The sequence below is a fragment of the Staphylococcus sp. T93 genome (assembly GCF_016743875.1).
GTDB lineage: Bacteria > Bacillota > Bacilli > Staphylococcales > Staphylococcaceae > Staphylococcus > Staphylococcus aureus.
Window position 1 is genome coordinate 79,738 of the sequence record NZ_CP068247.1, and the last position, 15,593, is coordinate 95,330.

18 protein-coding genes are annotated in these 15,593 nt (G+C 34.0%); 13 read left to right on the forward strand and 5 right to left on the reverse strand.

Annotated features, from left to right (window positions below; genetic code table 11):
• From JG553_RS00325 to JG553_RS00335, 3 genes are read left to right on the forward strand one after another with little or no spacing between them, the layout of a single operon-like run.
• Positions 1-1,140: a thiolase family protein gene (locus JG553_RS00325; protein WP_001070676.1), complete on the forward strand. Its 1,140-nt coding sequence runs from the start codon at positions 1-3 to the stop codon at positions 1,138-1,140.
• Entirely contained in the window at positions 1,115-1,480 is a 366-nt protein-coding gene (locus tag JG553_RS00330) for a protein VraC (protein ID WP_001165058.1), read from the forward strand. The genes JG553_RS00325 and JG553_RS00330 overlap by 26 nt, the downstream gene beginning before the upstream one ends.
• Positions 1,481-1,482: 2 nt before the next feature.
• Entirely contained in the window at positions 1,483-1,752 is a 270-nt protein-coding gene (locus JG553_RS00335; RefSeq protein WP_000395509.1) for a hypothetical protein, read from the forward strand.
• 200 nt (positions 1,753-1,952) lie between these two features.
• Here JG553_RS00335 and vraX read toward each other — a convergent pair whose 3' ends face one another.
• Entirely contained in the window at positions 1,953-2,120 is a 168-nt protein-coding gene (gene vraX, locus JG553_RS00340; RefSeq protein ID WP_000587958.1) for a C1q-binding complement inhibitor VraX, read from the reverse strand.
• 506 nt (positions 2,121-2,626) lie between these two features.
• Positions 2,627-3,457: a bifunctional hydroxymethylpyrimidine kinase/phosphomethylpyrimidine kinase gene (gene thiD, locus JG553_RS00345; protein ID WP_001185462.1), complete on the reverse strand. Its 831-nt coding sequence runs from the start codon at positions 3,455-3,457 to the stop codon at positions 2,627-2,629.
• 183 nt (positions 3,458-3,640) lie between these two features.
• On the opposite strand from thiD, the gene JG553_RS00350 reads away from it, so the two are divergent.
• The 4 genes from JG553_RS00350 (at position 3,641) to JG553_RS00365 (ending at position 6,784) form a co-directional block, all read left to right on the forward strand.
• Entirely contained in the window at positions 3,641-4,297 is a 657-nt protein-coding gene (locus JG553_RS00350; protein WP_000455256.1) for a uracil-DNA glycosylase, read from the forward strand.
• The gene (locus tag JG553_RS00355) at positions 4,298-4,678 is read left to right on the forward strand and encodes a DUF5327 family protein (protein WP_000934517.1); all 381 of its coding nucleotides are present in this window, start codon (positions 4,298-4,300) and stop codon (positions 4,676-4,678) included.
• Between the two features lie 132 nt (positions 4,679-4,810).
• Complete coding sequence (locus tag JG553_RS00360) at positions 4,811-5,179, forward strand: DUF423 domain-containing protein (RefSeq protein ID WP_000765183.1); 369 nt, start codon at positions 4,811-4,813, stop codon at positions 5,177-5,179.
• 120 nt (positions 5,180-5,299) lie between these two features.
• A complete protein-coding gene (locus JG553_RS00365; protein WP_000412514.1) occupies positions 5,300-6,784 on the forward strand; it encodes an APC family permease in 1,485 nt (494 codons plus the stop codon).
• A 141-nt stretch (positions 6,785-6,925) separates the two neighbouring features.
• Here JG553_RS00365 and JG553_RS00370 read toward each other — a convergent pair whose 3' ends face one another.
• The 3 genes from JG553_RS00370 to hemQ form a co-directional block, all read right to left on the reverse strand.
• The gene (locus tag JG553_RS00370; RefSeq protein ID WP_000498572.1) at positions 6,926-7,378 is read right to left on the reverse strand and encodes a threonine/serine exporter family protein; all 453 of its coding nucleotides are present in this window, start codon (positions 7,376-7,378) and stop codon (positions 6,926-6,928) included.
• A gap of 12 nt (positions 7,379-7,390) precedes the next feature.
• Positions 7,391-8,155 (reverse strand): threonine/serine exporter family protein, encoded by a 765-nt coding sequence (locus JG553_RS00375; protein ID WP_000354088.1) that lies wholly within the window; start codon positions 8,153-8,155, stop codon positions 7,391-7,393.
• Positions 8,156-8,703: 548 nt separating this feature from the next.
• On the reverse strand, positions 8,704-9,456 hold the full coding sequence (gene hemQ / locus JG553_RS00380) for a hydrogen peroxide-dependent heme synthase (RefSeq protein ID WP_000075703.1): 753 nt from the start codon (positions 9,454-9,456) through the stop codon (positions 8,704-8,706).
• Between the two features lie 167 nt (positions 9,457-9,623).
• Between hemQ and pta the strand changes: the two genes are divergently transcribed.
• The 6 genes from pta (at position 9,624) to JG553_RS00410 (ending at position 15,551) form a co-directional block, all read left to right on the forward strand.
• A complete protein-coding gene (gene pta, locus JG553_RS00385; RefSeq protein ID WP_000774281.1) occupies positions 9,624-10,610 on the forward strand; it encodes a phosphate acetyltransferase in 987 nt (328 codons plus the stop codon).
• Between the two features lie 2 nt (positions 10,611-10,612).
• The gene (locus JG553_RS00390; protein ID WP_000362357.1) at positions 10,613-11,449 is read left to right on the forward strand and encodes a lipoate--protein ligase family protein; all 837 of its coding nucleotides are present in this window, start codon (positions 10,613-10,615) and stop codon (positions 11,447-11,449) included.
• Between the two features lie 586 nt (positions 11,450-12,035).
• Complete coding sequence (gene mvk / locus JG553_RS00395; RefSeq protein WP_000197034.1) at positions 12,036-12,956, forward strand: mevalonate kinase; 921 nt, start codon at positions 12,036-12,038, stop codon at positions 12,954-12,956.
• Between the two features lie 4 nt (positions 12,957-12,960).
• Complete coding sequence (gene mvaD / locus JG553_RS00400; RefSeq protein ID WP_000597335.1) at positions 12,961-13,944, forward strand: diphosphomevalonate decarboxylase; 984 nt, start codon at positions 12,961-12,963, stop codon at positions 13,942-13,944.
• Between the two features lie 12 nt (positions 13,945-13,956).
• Positions 13,957-15,033, forward strand: a complete 1,077-nt coding sequence (locus JG553_RS00405; RefSeq protein WP_000616885.1) for a phosphomevalonate kinase — start codon at positions 13,957-13,959, stop codon at positions 15,031-15,033.
• Positions 15,034-15,209: 176 nt separating this feature from the next.
• Positions 15,210-15,551, forward strand: coding sequence for a YuzB family protein (locus tag JG553_RS00410; RefSeq protein ID WP_000798967.1), 342 nt, complete (start codon positions 15,210-15,212; stop codon positions 15,549-15,551).
• Positions 15,552-15,593 lie beyond the last annotated feature (42 nt).

The window sequence follows — 15,593 nt, forward strand, 5'->3', positions numbered from 1 at the left end:
ATGAATCAAGCAGTCATAGTTGCAGCTAAACGAACTGCATTTGGGAAATATGGTGGCACTTTAAAACATTTAGAGCCAGAACAATTGCTTAAACCTTTATTCCAACATTTTAAAGAGAAGTATCCAGAGGTAATATCTAAAATAGATGATGTAGTTTTAGGTAATGTTGTTGGGAATGGTGGCAATATTGCAAGAAAAGCATTGCTTGAAGCGGGGCTTAAAGATTCAATACCTGGCGTCACAATCGATCGGCAATGTGGGTCTGGACTTGAAAGTGTTCAATATGCATGTCGCATGATCCAAGCCGGAGCTGGCAAGGTATATATTGCAGGTGGTGTTGAAAGTACAAGTCGAGCACCTTGGAAAATCAAACGACCGCATTCTGTGTACGAAACAGCATTACCTGAGTTTTATGAGCGTGCATCATTTGCACCTGAAATGAGCGACCCATCAATGATTCAAGGTGCTGAAAATGTGGCCAAGATGTATGATGTTTCAAGAGAATTACAAGATGAATTTGCTTATCGAAGTCATCAATTGACAGCGGAAAATGTAAAGAATGGAAATATTTCTCAGGAAATATTACCTATAACCGTTAAAGGAGAAATATTCAACACTGATGAAAGTCTAAAATCACATATTCCGAAAGATAACTTTGGCCGATTTAAGCCCGTGATCAAAGGTGGGACCGTTACCGCTGCGAATAGTTGTATGAAAAATGATGGTGCAGTTTTATTGCTTATTATGGAAAAAGATATGGCATACGAATTAGGTTTCGAGCATGGTTTATTATTTAAAGATGGTGTTACGGTAGGTGTTGATTCTAATTTTCCTGGCATTGGTCCAGTACCAGCCATTTCCAACTTACTAAAAAGAAATCAATTAACGATAGAAAATATTGAAGTCATTGAAATTAACGAAGCGTTCAGTGCACAGGTAGTTGCCTGCCAACAAGCTTTAAATATTTCAAATACGCAATTAAATATATGGGGTGGTGCATTAGCATCAGGTCATCCATACGGTGCAAGCGGTGCCCAATTAGTGACTCGATTATTTTATATGTTTGACAAAGAGACTATGATTGCATCTATGGGGATAGGGGGAGGTCTAGGAAATGCAGCATTATTTACTCGATTCTAACCAGCGATTAAATGTGTCATTTTCTAAGGATAGTGTGGCTGCATATTATCAGTGTTTTAACCAACCTTATAGAAAAGAAGTACCACCATTAATGTGTGCGTCATTATGGCCAAAATTTGATTTATTTAAAAAATATGCAAATAGCGAACTGATTTTAACAAAATCAGCAATTAATCAAACTCAAAAGATAGAAGTAGACACAATATATGTAGGGCATTTAGAAGATATTGAATGCCGACAGACTCGCAATATCACACGTTATACAATGGCTTTAACATTAACTAAAAATGATCAACATGTCATAACGGTTACACAAACTTTTATTAAGGCGATGAAGTAGAGATGGAGTTTAATGAGATATGGATAAATGAATATTTGGCGCTCGTAAATGATGATAATCCAATACATAATGAGATTGTGCCAGGACAATTAGTGAGTCAAATGATGCTGATGGCTATGTCATTAGAGACAAACCAGTGTCAAATTAACTACGTTAAACCTATTTTAATAAATGAAAATATCGAATTCATTGAACAACACGAACACGAAATTATAGCAATTAATGACGATGGAGAGATTAAAATAAAAATTTCTTTGAGCACAAAAAAATAACCGATATTAGCTGCATGAACGCATATTAATTAGGAGATGAAAGGACAGCTAATATCAGTTATGTATTGTTATTATTATTGGGAACAGAGATGAATATAGGTTACGTTTCTTTCTTTGCACGGGGATGCATTAATCTAAAATAATAATAACAACTATATCAATGTTTAATAAATTCTGGATTATTGGAACGATTAGTCAATTTAACTAACTTTCATATGATCTATATCGTCTTGTAATAAAGAGAGCAATTTGAATATTTCAGTATCACTAAATGAATCGTCACATTTAATTGAAACATGCTGAAACGTTTTGGTTATAATTTCATAAACTGGTGCGCCTTCATGGTGATACTGTCGATAAATAATCATAACCTATATTACCTCCTTTGCTACTCTATGGTTATATTATAAATAACATTTTTATGTGTGACATCAACCTTAAGTATCAACTTTTTATCAGACATAGAACGTATGATTTACTAAGACTATTTATGTATAAAAGTTCTAAATAAATATATATTTATAGAGTCGCCTGGCAGTCATTTGGGAAATATAACATATATGATTAGAGAGGCATCTATCGCAAAAGAATGATAATGATAGAGGTATTGAGCATATAGATGAGTTTAAGTTCATCTTGAAAATAAAGGGTTATTTAGTCATAGATGTAGATGTATAGGAAATATTTGTATGTATTGTTCGATATGTATGAAATTTTCAATAAAAGCTAATAACGCTTATATGTAACTTTCAAATTTAAATTATATACAGAGCATGATGATTATAAAAAAATAACCACATCACATAAATTGAGTTCATACCCAATTTAAGTGGTGTGGCTAATAATGTTGATTTATAGATGAACCGCCTAATCGTTAAACCTCTGTTACTTCAACATCGATATGTTCAATACGGTTGTATGCACCGTGATCCACAGGACCAACAAAATCATTCATTTTCCAACCGTTTTTAATAGCAGAAGCGACGAAAGCTTTCGCGCTAATCACAGCTTCTTTCGGTGACTTACCGTTAGCTAAATATGCAGTTGTTGCCGCAGCAAATGTACAACCAGCACCATGGTTATAACTTTGTTGGAACATGTCTGTTGTTAGTTGATAAAATGTTTGACCATCATAGTATAAGTCATACGATTTATCTTGATCTAAAGCTTTGCCACCTTTAATGATGACATGCTGTGCGCCTTTATCAAAGATAATTGTTGCAGCCTTTTTCATATCTTCAATTGAATTTAATTTACCTAATCCTGATAATTGACCCGCTTCAAATAAGTTTGGTGTCACTACCGTTGCTTTAGGTAGTAAATATTTAATCATCGCCTCAGTATTTCCAGGATTAAGCACTTCATCTTCGCCTTTACAAACCATGACAGGATCTACTACAAAATATTGTGCATTAGATGCCTCATATACTTCTCCAGCACGTTTGATTATCTCCTCAGTACCTAACATACCTGTTTTAATAGCATCAGGTCCGATTGATAAAGCCGTTTCAAGTTGTTTTTCAAATACATCCATTGGTAATGGTGTAACATCGTGTGACCATGTATCTTTATCCATAGTAACGATGGCAGTTAAAGCGACCATGCCATACGTATCTAATTCTTGGAACGTTTTCAAATCTGCTTGCATACCTGCGCCAGCACTTGTGTCAGAACCGGCAATTGTTAAAACTTTCTTTAAAGCCATTGAGCTTCACTCCTACATAATAATATTGTATTCATCATATCATTTTTAACCTAATTGAAAAATATTAAGCATTCAATATTTGATGATTGTTGAAATGAATCATTCATACTATTGTAACTTTTGAAAATGTCATTCACTTTAGATAAGTGTGATATGTTAAAATATGTCCTGAGGTGAGATTGAATGGAATGGTCGCAAATTTTTCATGACATAACAACGAAACATGACTTTAAAGCTATGCATGATTTTTTAGAAAAAGAATATTCGACTGCAATCGTATACCCTGATAGGGAAAATATATATCAAGCGTTTGATTTAACACCGTTTGAAAATATCAAAGTTGTTATATTAGGACAAGACCCGTATCATGGTCCAAACCAAGCACATGGATTAGCATTTTCAGTGCAACCTAACGCAAAATTCCCTCCATCTTTACGTAATATGTATAAAGAATTAGCAGATGATATTGGATGCGTTAGACAAACACCGCATTTACAAGATTGGGCAAGAGAAGGCGTCTTGTTATTGAATACAGTTTTAACCGTAAGACAGGGTGAAGCAAATTCTCATCGTGATATTGGTTGGGAAACATTTACTGATGAAATTATTAAAGCAGTGTCTGATTATAAAGAACATGTTGTCTTTATTTTGTGGGGGAAACCTGCACAGCAAAAAATAAAGCTTATCGATACATCTAAACATTGTATTATAAAATCAGTGCATCCTAGTCCACTGTCTGCATATAGAGGATTCTTTGGATCAAAACCGTATTCCAAAGCGAATGCCTATTTAGAGTCAGTAGGAAAATCACCAATTAATTGGTGTGAAAGTGAGGCGTAGATGTTGAATAGAGAAACTTTAATAGCACGAATTGAGCAAGAATTAGTACAAGCAGAGCAGGCACAGCATGACCATGACTTTGAAAAACATATGTATGCCATACATATATTAACATCTTTATATGCTTCAACATCAAATACACCACATATTGGTGAACAACAAATGAATCGTCGTATTGCTAACCATAATCAAATGCCACAATCACAAATAACGCAGCCAACTCATCAAGTGACAGTTGCTGAAATTGAAGCGATGGGTGGTAAAGTAAATACGCATTCAGCACATCATCATAATAAGTCATATTCACAACCTTCAAACCAACAACAAAGATTAGCGACAGATGATGACATTGGCAATGGTGAATCCATATTTGATTTTTAAAAAGCAACAATGAAACATAATTACTTAATAGCTTGTTAAGTATGTAGGTTAATAATCAAGACGCATATACTTTTATTCGAGTGTTCGGATTTAAACATTTATTAATACTGAATTATATAAGGAGAGGTAGCAATGAAATTATTTATTATTTTAGGTGCATTAAACGCGATGATGGCTGTCGGTACAGGTGCATTTGGTGCGCATGGTTTACAAGGAAAAATAAGTGATCACTATTTATCAGTATGGGAAAAAGCAACGACGTATCAAATGTACCATGGCTTAGCATTATTAATTATAGGTGTAATTAGTGGTACAACTTCAATCAATGTTAACTGGGCTGGCTGGTTAATATTTGCTGGTATTATTTTCTTTAGTGGATCATTATATATTTTAGTATTAACTCAAATTAAAGTTTTAGGTGCGATTACGCCAATTGGTGGCGTATTGTTCATCATTGGATGGATAATGTTAATCATTGCGACATTCAAATTTGCTGGTTAAATTTTAAAACTTTAGATTACCTATGTAACTAAACATTAAATTTTTAATAAAAATAATCAAGAAAAAGAGTTACAAACTCATCTTTTGGGTATAGAATACCTTCGAGGTGAGTTTTTATTTATGGAAAAAAAGAATAAGCAAATAGATAGAGGCGATTTAAAACAAAACCTATCTGAAAAGTTTGTATGGGCGATTGCATATGGTTCATGTATCGGATGGGGCGCATTCATCTTACCAGGAGACTGGATTAAGCAGTCAGGTCCGATTGCAGCATCAATTGGTATAGTTATTGGTGCATTATTAATGATATTAATTGCGGTTAGTTATGGCGCATTAGTAGAGAGATTTCCAGTATCAGGGGGCGCGTTTGCCTTTAGTTTCTTAAGTTTCGGCAGATATGTGAGTTTCTTCTCATCATGGTTTTTAACTTTTGGTTATGTCTGTGTCGTTGCTTTAAATGCGACCGCATTCAGTTTACTAGTTAAATTCTTATTGCCAGATGTCTTAAATAATGGGAAACTATACACCATTGCGGGCTGGGACGTTTATATTACGGAAATCATTATTGCGACCGTATTACTACTTGTATTCATGCTAGTAACGATTCGTGGCGCAAGTGTATCTGGATCATTACAATATTATTTCTGTGTGGCGATGGTAATCGTCGTATTATTGATGTTCTTTGGTTCATTCTTTGGTAATAATTTTGCACTTGAAAATTTACAACCGTTAGCTGAACCTAGCAAAGGATGGTTAGTGTCTATTGTGGTTATTGTATCCGTGGCACCATGGGCATATGTTGGATTTGATAATATTCCACAAACAGCAGAAGAGTTTAACTTTGCACCAAACAAGACATTTAAGCTTATCGTGTACAGTTTATTAGCAGCATCATTAACTTATGTTGTCATGATTTTATACACTGGTTGGTTATCAACAAGTCATCAAAGTTTAAATGGGCAGTTGTGGTTAACAGGTGCTGTTACACAAACAGCATTTGGTTATATTGGATTAGGTGTATTAGCAATTGCAATTATGATGGGTATATTTACTGGTTTAAATGGATTCTTGATGAGTTCAAGTCGCTTGTTATTTTCTATGGGACGTTCAGGTATTATGCCAACAATGTTTAGTAAATTACATAGTAAATACAAAACACCATATGTCGCAATCATATTCCTAGTAGGAGTGTCGTTAATTGCACCTTGGCTAGGAAGAACTGCATTGACTTGGATTGTAGATATGTCATCTACTGGTGTATCCATTGCCTACTTTATTACATGTTTGTCTGCAGCGAAATTATTCAGTTATAACAAACAAAGTAATACGTATGCACCGGTTTACAAAACGTTTGCTATTATCGGCTCATTTGTATCATTCATTTTCTTAGCGTTGTTATTAGTGCCAGGTTCTCCTGCAGCACTGACTGCACCGTCTTATATTGCATTACTTGGATGGTTAATCATCGGTTTAATATTCTTTGTGATTCGATATCCTAAATTGAAAAATATGGATAATGATGAATTAAGTCGCTTGATTTTAAATAGAAGTGAAAATGAAGTTGATGATATGATTGAAGAACCTGAAAAAGAAAAAACTAAATAATAAAAGAATCGCACAATAAACCTTCTTCATTCGGAGGCGTATCGTGCGATTTTTTGTATTATAAATTGACATTTAAGACGAGGCAGCTGAACCTTATATATAATTGCTAAGAGTTAGGGCTGAGCCATTTCTAACAAATATTTATAATCGTTTAAAAGATTTCACGAACCCAGAAACAATTAATTTGGAAATTTGGTCGGCGAATAATAAACCTAATGCGATGGCGCCTGCAATAAGTGTAACCTCTAGCATGGTATTGATTGCTGTACTGAAATTTAATAAGACTAAATTTTTTGTAGCATCGTATGCTAAGCCACCAGGTACTAATGGAATGATACCCGTTACCATAAAAATGATGGCAGGTTCTTTTTGTTTACGAGCCATATAATGACTTAACAAGCCTAATGCTAAACTACCAAAGAAACTAGAGTATATAGTGTGCACATTAAAGCCGTTGAAGAATAAGGTGTAAACCATCCATCCACACGTACCAACGAAACCACATGATAGATATAATTTTCTAGGTGCATCAAAAATGACGCAGAAGAACATTGAAGCTAAAAAGCTAAAGATAAAGTTTAAGATCCAAAACATAGTCTGATACTCCTATACTAAAATTAATACGCTACCAACGCCAGCACCGATGCCAAACGCAGTAACCAATGCTTCTAATGATTTCGTTGTGAACATCAACATGTGTCCACCAAATAAATCTTGTATTGCGTTTGTTATTAATACACCAGGAACAATAGGCATGACTGCCGCAATGATAATAGTTGCCAAGTCACCTGTTGGAATAAGTGTATGTCCAATAACGGCGATAATCCCAATAACTAATGAACCAATGAATTCTGGGATAAACTGTGCGTGTAACTTACGATCTAAAATCTCAGTGACTAGGTATCCTAGACTACCTGCTAATATCGCAGTTAAAACATCAATCAATCTACCACCTTGTAAATATAAGAAACTCATTGCAATCATTGCTGCAGCAAAACCTTTAAAGGGAAGACTGCTGTCACGCTTAGCAACATATATTTTTTCAAGTTGCGTTTTTGCTTCGGCTAAAGAAATTTCATTGTTTGTAATTTGACGCGAAATTTTATTAGCTTGAGAAATTTTTATTAAGTTTGTATCTCGAGAGGTAATTCTAAATATTCTAGGAAACGATTCCGAATGTAACGTAAACTGGATGACAGTGTTTGTAACAAAGCTGTTACTTTCACTGTAACCAAGTTTTTTTGCAATACGTGTCATGGTATCTTCTACACGCGTACCTTCTGCACCAGATTCTAATAGTATGCGAGCAGCAAGCATGACAACGTCTTTGATAAGTACCTCTTGTTTGTATTCTTCTGAATTTATGTCCATTTCATCACCATTGTTTATAAGAATTTAATACTCATTATAGTTTATACACTATAAAATAACCACATGAGCTTTTTGATAAGTTGTTATTGATTTTAAAAAACTAATATTTGATACTATTGTAATAATAATCATCGGAATTTTTAGTAGTTAAAATTCTCTTGAAGTATAAAAAGGAAAAATTATTGAAAAAAATTCGACAAAAATATGTTTCAAATATTTCAAATAGGTTAAAATAATATTAGTTAACCATTACAAAAATTGTATAGAGTAGCGACTGTATAATTTCTATTGAGGTTAACGTTTATATGTAGTGATAGTAGTTAAAGTTCTCCCAAGGAAGACTACTCGGGTACACTTTGCTATGAGCAAAGTGTACTTTGTTATTGATAATACATTAGCACATATATATAAGTTTAAACATACAGATTTCAACTATTTACCAAATCACGTCTTATGTATACGGGAATATACTGAAGATAAACGAAAAATTCCAAGCTTAAACCGATAAGCTTGGAATTTTTTTATTAATTTATAAACGTACCAATGTATTAAGAAATCGCAAAGAATTGATCGAATTCGTTTGTGTTAATAATATGTCCTACAAAGAAACTACCGAATTCACCGTATCGTGCTGTTGTTTCATCAAAGCGCATTTCGTATACAATTTTTTTGAATTGTAATACGTCATCTGAGAACAATGTTACGCCCCATTCGAAATCATCAAACCCTACAGAACCAGTAATAAATTGTTTGATTTTGCCAGCATATTTTCTACCAATCATACCATGGTCATACATTAATTTTTGGCGTTCTTCCATAGTTAACATGTACCAGTTATAAGTTTCATTACGACGTTTGTTCATTGGATAGAAACAAATATAATCAGAATGTGGTAATTCTGGGTATAATCTTGCTTTGATATGAGGGTTCTCATAAGGATCTTCATCAGATTTACCAGCTAAATAATTGCTCAATTCAATGACTGATACATATGAATATGTAGGGATTAGGAAGTCAGCAATGCGCAATTTGTTAAATTCATTTTCAATATGATTTAAAGACTTCATTTCAGGACGTAAGAACCATAATAACAAATCTGCTTTTTGACCAGTTATATTATAAATAGCTTGATCACCAGATTTTGATGATCTTACAGTTGCTGTATTTTCTAAAAATGATTGAAATTCAGTGACAAGTGCATCGCGTTCGTCCTTTGGAACTATACGTAATGATGCCCAATCAACTGCATAAAATAAATGTAGACTATACCAACCATCTAATGTTTCGGCTGCTTGACTCATGTTTATCGCTCCTTTTCAAAAATCATCAGTTCTTTATAAATTTTATCATAAAGCAAAGGGGTAACGATAAAATTATGATTACAAATTGGTGACGTGGCATTATGAAATAAAATGGCGTATAATTATACCGTGAATGATTAATAAGATTTATATTACAGGAGGACATTATGGCTGATTTATTAAATGTATTAAAAGACAAACTTTCTGGTAAAAACGTTAAAATCGTATTACCTGAAGGAGAGGACGAACGTGTTCTAACAGCTGCAACACAATTACAAGCAACAGATTATGTTACACCAATCGTGTTAGGTGATGAGACTAAGGTTCAATCTTTAGCGCAAAAACTTGATCTTGATATTTCTAATATTGAATTAATTAATCCTGCGACAAGTGAATTGAAAGCTGAATTAGTTCAATCATTTGTTGAACGACGTAAAGGTAAAGCGACTGAAGAACAAGCACAAGAATTATTAAACAATGTGAACTACTTCGGTACAATGCTTGTTTATGCTGGTAAAGCAGATGGTTTAGTTAGTGGTGCAGCACATTCAACAGGCGACACTGTGCGTCCAGCTTTACAAATCATCAAAACGAAACCAGGTGTATCAAGAACATCAGGTATCTTCTTTATGATTAAAGGTGATGAACAATACATCTTTGGTGATTGTGCAATCAATCCAGAACTTGATTCACAAGGACTTGCAGAAATTGCAGTAGAAAGTGCAAAATCAGCATTAAGCTTTGGCATGGATCCAAAAGTTGCAATGTTAAGCTTTTCAACAAAAGGGTCTGCTAAATCAGACGACGTGACAAAAGTTCAAGAAGCTGTCAAATTAGCACAACAAAAAGCTGAAGAAGAAAAATTAGAAGCAATCATTGATGGCGAATTCCAATTTGATGCTGCGATTGTACCAGGTGTTGCTGAGAAAAAAGCGCCAGGTGCTAAATTACAAGGTGATGCAAATGTCTTTGTATTCCCAAGTTTAGAAGCTGGTAATATTGGTTACAAAATTGCACAACGTTTAGGTGGATATGATGCAGTTGGTCCAGTATTACAAGGTTTAAATTCTCCAGTAAATGACTTATCACGTGGCTGCTCAATTGAAGATGTATACAATCTTTCAATTATTACAGCAGCGCAAGCCTTACAATAACGATGGATTTAGCGAGTAAATATTTTAATGGCGTCAACTGGCGATATATCGATCATTCTTCTGGATTAGAACCTATGCAATCTTTCGCATTCGATGATACATTTTGCGAAAGTGTGGGCAAAGATATATCAGATAATGTTGTGCGTACTTGGATTCATCAACATACTGTTATTCTTGGTATTCATGATTCAAGATTGCCGTTTTTAAAAGATGGCATTGATTATTTAACGAATGAGATTGGTTATAATGCCATTGTTAGAAATTCTGGTGGCTTAGGTGTCGTTCTAGATCAAGGTGTATTAAATATATCGCTGATGTTCAAAGGACAAACAGAAACAACGATTGATGAAGCGTTTACTGTGATGTACCTCTTAATTAGCAAAATGTTCGAAAATGAGAATGTTGATATTGATACGATGGAAATTGAACATTCTTATTGCCCAGGAAAATTTGACTTAAGTATCGATGGTAAGAAATTTGCAGGCATATCGCAACGAAGAGTTAGAGGCGGTATTGCTGTACAAATTTATCTTTGTGTTGAAGGCTCTGGTTCAGAACGTGCATTGATGATGCAAACATTTTATGAACATGCTTTAAAAGGTGAAGTGACTAAATTTAAATATCCTGAAATTGAACCATCTTGTATGGCCTCATTAGAGACATTGCTTAACAAAACGATTACTGTTCAAGATGTAATGTTTTTACTATTATATGCAATCAAAGATCTTGGCGGTGTATTAAATATGACGCCAATTACTCAAGAAGAATGGCAAAGATACGATACGTATTTTGATAAAATGATTGAAAGAAACAAGAAAATGATAGATCAAATGCAATAGTTAAATATTTAACAGCCCCTTTCAAGTTATCGTTTGGGGCTGTTATTTTTGAAAGTATCCATAAAAAGCATAAATATGTTATTGACCTAATATTTAAATTGAACATCATTAAATTAAAAGTAATGATATGATGGAAATAATAAATTTAATAAGAAAATTTCATGTTTTACGTATTAAATAGATTGAGAATAGGGTATATATAATGCGTATGACTATGAAAGAAACGACCTTCTATTGAAATGTTCTAATACTTTAGTAGTAAATCTATATATTCCAATTATTATTTGTAGTATTATAGTTAGGGTGGAAAATTATAAATTGTAGGGCTATTTTATAAAAAGATAAAGAATCTGAAATATCACTCGATAAGATTTAAACTTTGAAGTAAACGAAAGTTAGTTTTATACTAATCAAGTTAAGTCAAATATAAATTCAAAATAAAGATTATACATAATATGAATAATGTGAGATAAAGACTGCAATGAAATTTAACGCGAATGCGTATGCAACTTAGAATATGATGTCTTTTACTAATAAATAAAAATAATGAATCAAGTATAGGATAAATATAAAAGGTGATATTGACATGACAAGAAAAGGATATGGGGAATCGACAGGTAAGATTATTTTAATAGGAGAACATGCTGTTACATTTGGAGAGCCTGCTATTGCAGTACCGTTTAACGCAGGTAAAATCAAAGTTTTAATAGAAGCCTTAGAGAGCGGGAACTATTCGTCTATTAAAAGCGATGTTTACGATGGTATGTTATATGATGCGCCTGACCATCTTAAGTCTTTGGTGAACCGTTTTGTAGAATTAAATAATATTACAGAGCCGCTAGCAGTAACGATCCAAACGAATTTACCACCATCACGTGGATTAGGATCGAGTGCAGCTGTCGCGGTTGCTTTTGTTCGTGCAAGTTATGATTTTTTAGGGAAATCATTAACGAAAGAAGAACTCATTGAAAAGGCTAATTGGGCAGAGCAAATTGCACATGGTAAACCAAGTGGTATTGATACGCAAACGATTGTATCAGGCAAACCAGTTTGGTTCCAAAAAGGTCATGCTGAAACGTTGAAAACGTTAAGTTTAGACGGCTATATGGTTGTTATAGATACTGGTGTGAAAGGTTCAACAAGACAAGCAGTAGAAGATGTTCATAAACTTTGTGAGGACCCTCAGTACATGTCACATGTAAAACATATCGGTAAGTTAGTTTTACGTGCGAGTGATGTGATTGAACATCATAACTTTGAAGCCTTAGCGGATATTTTTAATGAATGTCATGCGGATTTAAAGGCGTTGACAGTTAGTCATGATAAAATAGAACAATTAATGAAAATTGGTAAAGAAAATGGTGCGATTGCTGGAAAACTTACTGGCGCTGGTCGTGGTGGAAGTATGTTATTGCTTGCCAAAGATTTACCAACAGCGAAAAATATTGTAAAAGCTGTAGAAAAAGCTGGTGCAGCACATACTTGGATTGAGAATTTAGGAGGTTAATGCGTTGATTAAAAGTGGCAAAGCACGTGCACATACGAATATTGCACTTATAAAATATTGGGGTAAAAAAGATGAAGCACTAATCATTCCAATGAATAATAGCATATCTGTTACATTAGAAAAATTTTACACTGAAACGAAAGTCACTTTTAACGACCAGTTAACACAGGATCAATTTTGGTTGAATGGTGAAAAGGTTAGTGGCAAAGAATTAGAGAAAATTTCAAAATATATGGATATTGTCAGAAATAGAGCTGGCATCGATTGGTATGCAGAAATTGAAAGCGACAATTTTGTACCAACAGCAGCAGGGTTGGCTTCATCGGCAAGCGCATATGCAGCTTTAGCAGCAGCTTGTAATCAAGCGCTAGACATGCAGCTGTCAGATAAGGATTTATCGAGATTGGCGCGAATTGGTTCGGGTTCTGCGTCGCGTAGTATTTATGGTGGATTTGCAGAATGGGAAAAAGGGTATAGTGATGAGACGTCATATGCCGTTCCACTTGAATCGAATCATTTTGAAGATGACCTTGCCATGATATTTGTTGTGATTAATCAACATTCTAAAAAGGTACCTAGTCGATATGGTATGTCATTGACACGAAACACATCAAGGTTTTATCAATATTGGTTAGATCATATTGATGAAGATTTAGCTGAAGCAAAAGCAGCGATTCAAGACAAAGATTTTAAACGCCTTGGTGAAGTAATTGAAGAAAATGGTTTGCGTATGCATGCCACGAATCTAGGATCAACACCGCCGTTCACATATCTTGTGCAAGAAAGTTATGATGTCATGGCGCTTGTTCACGAATGCCGAGAAGCGGGGTATCCGTGTTATTTTACAATGGATGCGGGACCTAATGTGAAAATACTTGTAGAAAAGAAAAACAAGCAACAGATTATAGATAAATTATTAACACAGTTTGATAATAACCAAATTATTGATAGTGACATTATTGCCACAGGAATTGAAATAATTGAGTAAGGAAGAGATAAAATGATTCAGGTCAAAGCACCCGGAAAACTTTATATTGCTGGAGAATATGCTGTAACAGAACCAGGATATAAATCTGTACTTATTGCGTTAGATCGTTTTGTAACTGCTACTATTGAAGAAGCAGACCAATATAAAGGTACCATTCATTCAAAAGCATTACATCATAACCCAGTTACATTTAGTAGAGATGAAGATAGTATTGTCATTTCAGATCCACATGCAGCAAAACAATTAAATTATGTGGTCACAGCTATTGAAATATTTGAACAATACGCGAAAAGTTGCGATATAGCGATGAAGCATTTTCATCTGACTATTGATAGTAATTTAGATGATTCAAATGGTCATAAATATGGATTAGGTTCAAGTGCAGCAGTACTTGTGTCAGTTATAAAAGTATTAAATGAATTTTATGATATGAAGTTATCTAATTTATACATTTATAAACTAGCAGTGATTGCAAATATGAAGTTACAAAGTTTAAGTTCATGCGGAGATATTGCTGTGAGTGTATATAGTGGATGGCTAGCGTATAGTACTTTTGATCATGAATGGGTTAAGCATCAAATTGAAGATACTACGGTTGAAGAAGTTTTAATCAAAAACTGGCCTGGATTGCACATCGAACCATTACAAGCACCTGAAAATATGGAAGTACTTATCGGTTGGACTGGCTCACCGGCGTCATCACCACACTTTGTTAGCGAAGTGAAACGTTTGAAATCAGATCCTTCATTTTACGGTGACTTCTTAGAAGATTCACATCGTTGTGTTGAAAAACTTATTCATGCTTTTAAAACAAATAACATTAAAGGTGTGCAAAAGATGGTGCGTCAGAATCGTACAATTATTCAACGTATGGATAAAGAAGCTACAGTTGATATAGAAACTGAAAAGCTAAAATATTTGTGTGATATTGCTGAAAAGTATCACGGCGCATCTAAAACATCAGGCGCTGGTGGTGGAGACTGTGGTATTACAATTATCAATAAAGATGTAGATAAAGAAAAAATTTATGATGAATGGACAAAACATGGTATTAAACCATTAAAATTTAATATTTATCATGGGCAATAAATGATTTGATAGGGGAGCAATCATCTAATTTAATTAGAAGATAAATGCTCCATTTTTTATTGTCAGCCGTGTTACGTATCTTGAAAAAAATATTAAAAAGAGTAAAATAGATAGAGTTAACGAAAAAATTAATGAAATCGACGATATAGATATGATAAAGAAAGGTGGGTAGCAATATGAAAAATACATTCCTTATTTGTGATGAATGTCAGGCAGTCAATATAAGAACGTTACAAAAGAAGTTGGAAAAATTAGATCCCGATGCTGAAATCGTGATAGGTTGTCAATCTTATTGTGGACCTGGACGCCGAAAAACATTCACTTTTGTTAATAACCGCCCACTGGCTGCGCTTACTGAAGAAGAATTAATCGAAAAAGTTTCTCAACAATTAAAGAAACCACGTGATCCTGAAGAAGAAGAGCGTTTAAGAAAACGACATGAAGAACGTAAACGTCGTAAAGAAGAACAAGATAGAAAGCTTAAAGAAAAATTAGAAAAGCGAAAAGCACAACAATAAAGCCTGATGGCAGCATCATTCAATGCGTGCCACCAGGTTTTT

Excerpts from the sequence above, each read along its gene's own strand:
- JG553_RS00325 (WP_001070676.1), top strand. The coding sequence starts at position 1 with ATGAATCAAGCAGTCATAGTTGCAGCTAAACGAACTGCATTTGGGAAA.
- JG553_RS00330 (WP_001165058.1), top strand. The coding sequence starts at position 1,115 with ATGCAGCATTATTTACTCGATTCTAACCAGCGATTAAATGTGTCATTT.
- JG553_RS00335 (WP_000395509.1), top strand. The coding sequence starts at position 1,483 with ATGGAGTTTAATGAGATATGGATAAATGAATATTTGGCGCTCGTAAAT.
- vraX (WP_000587958.1), bottom strand. The coding sequence starts at position 2,120 with ATGATTATTTATCGACAGTATCACCATGAAGGCGCACCAGTTTATGAA.
- thiD (WP_001185462.1), bottom strand. The coding sequence starts at position 3,457 with ATGGCTTTAAAGAAAGTTTTAACAATTGCCGGTTCTGACACAAGTGCT.
- JG553_RS00350 (WP_000455256.1), top strand. The coding sequence starts at position 3,641 with ATGGAATGGTCGCAAATTTTTCATGACATAACAACGAAACATGACTTT.
- JG553_RS00355 (WP_000934517.1), top strand. The coding sequence starts at position 4,298 with ATGTTGAATAGAGAAACTTTAATAGCACGAATTGAGCAAGAATTAGTA.
- JG553_RS00360 (WP_000765183.1), top strand. The coding sequence starts at position 4,811 with ATGAAATTATTTATTATTTTAGGTGCATTAAACGCGATGATGGCTGTC.
- JG553_RS00365 (WP_000412514.1), top strand. The coding sequence starts at position 5,300 with ATGGAAAAAAAGAATAAGCAAATAGATAGAGGCGATTTAAAACAAAAC.
- JG553_RS00370 (WP_000498572.1), bottom strand. The coding sequence starts at position 7,378 with ATGTTTTGGATCTTAAACTTTATCTTTAGCTTTTTAGCTTCAATGTTC.
- JG553_RS00375 (WP_000354088.1), bottom strand. The coding sequence starts at position 8,155 with ATGGACATAAATTCAGAAGAATACAAACAAGAGGTACTTATCAAAGAC.
- hemQ (WP_000075703.1), bottom strand. The coding sequence starts at position 9,456 with ATGAGTCAAGCAGCCGAAACATTAGATGGTTGGTATAGTCTACATTTA.
- pta (WP_000774281.1), top strand. The coding sequence starts at position 9,624 with ATGGCTGATTTATTAAATGTATTAAAAGACAAACTTTCTGGTAAAAAC.
- JG553_RS00390 (WP_000362357.1), top strand. The coding sequence starts at position 10,613 with ATGGATTTAGCGAGTAAATATTTTAATGGCGTCAACTGGCGATATATC.
- mvk (WP_000197034.1), top strand. The coding sequence starts at position 12,036 with ATGACAAGAAAAGGATATGGGGAATCGACAGGTAAGATTATTTTAATA.
- JG553_RS00405 (WP_000616885.1), top strand. The coding sequence starts at position 13,957 with ATGATTCAGGTCAAAGCACCCGGAAAACTTTATATTGCTGGAGAATAT.
- JG553_RS00410 (WP_000798967.1), top strand. The coding sequence starts at position 15,210 with ATGAAAAATACATTCCTTATTTGTGATGAATGTCAGGCAGTCAATATA.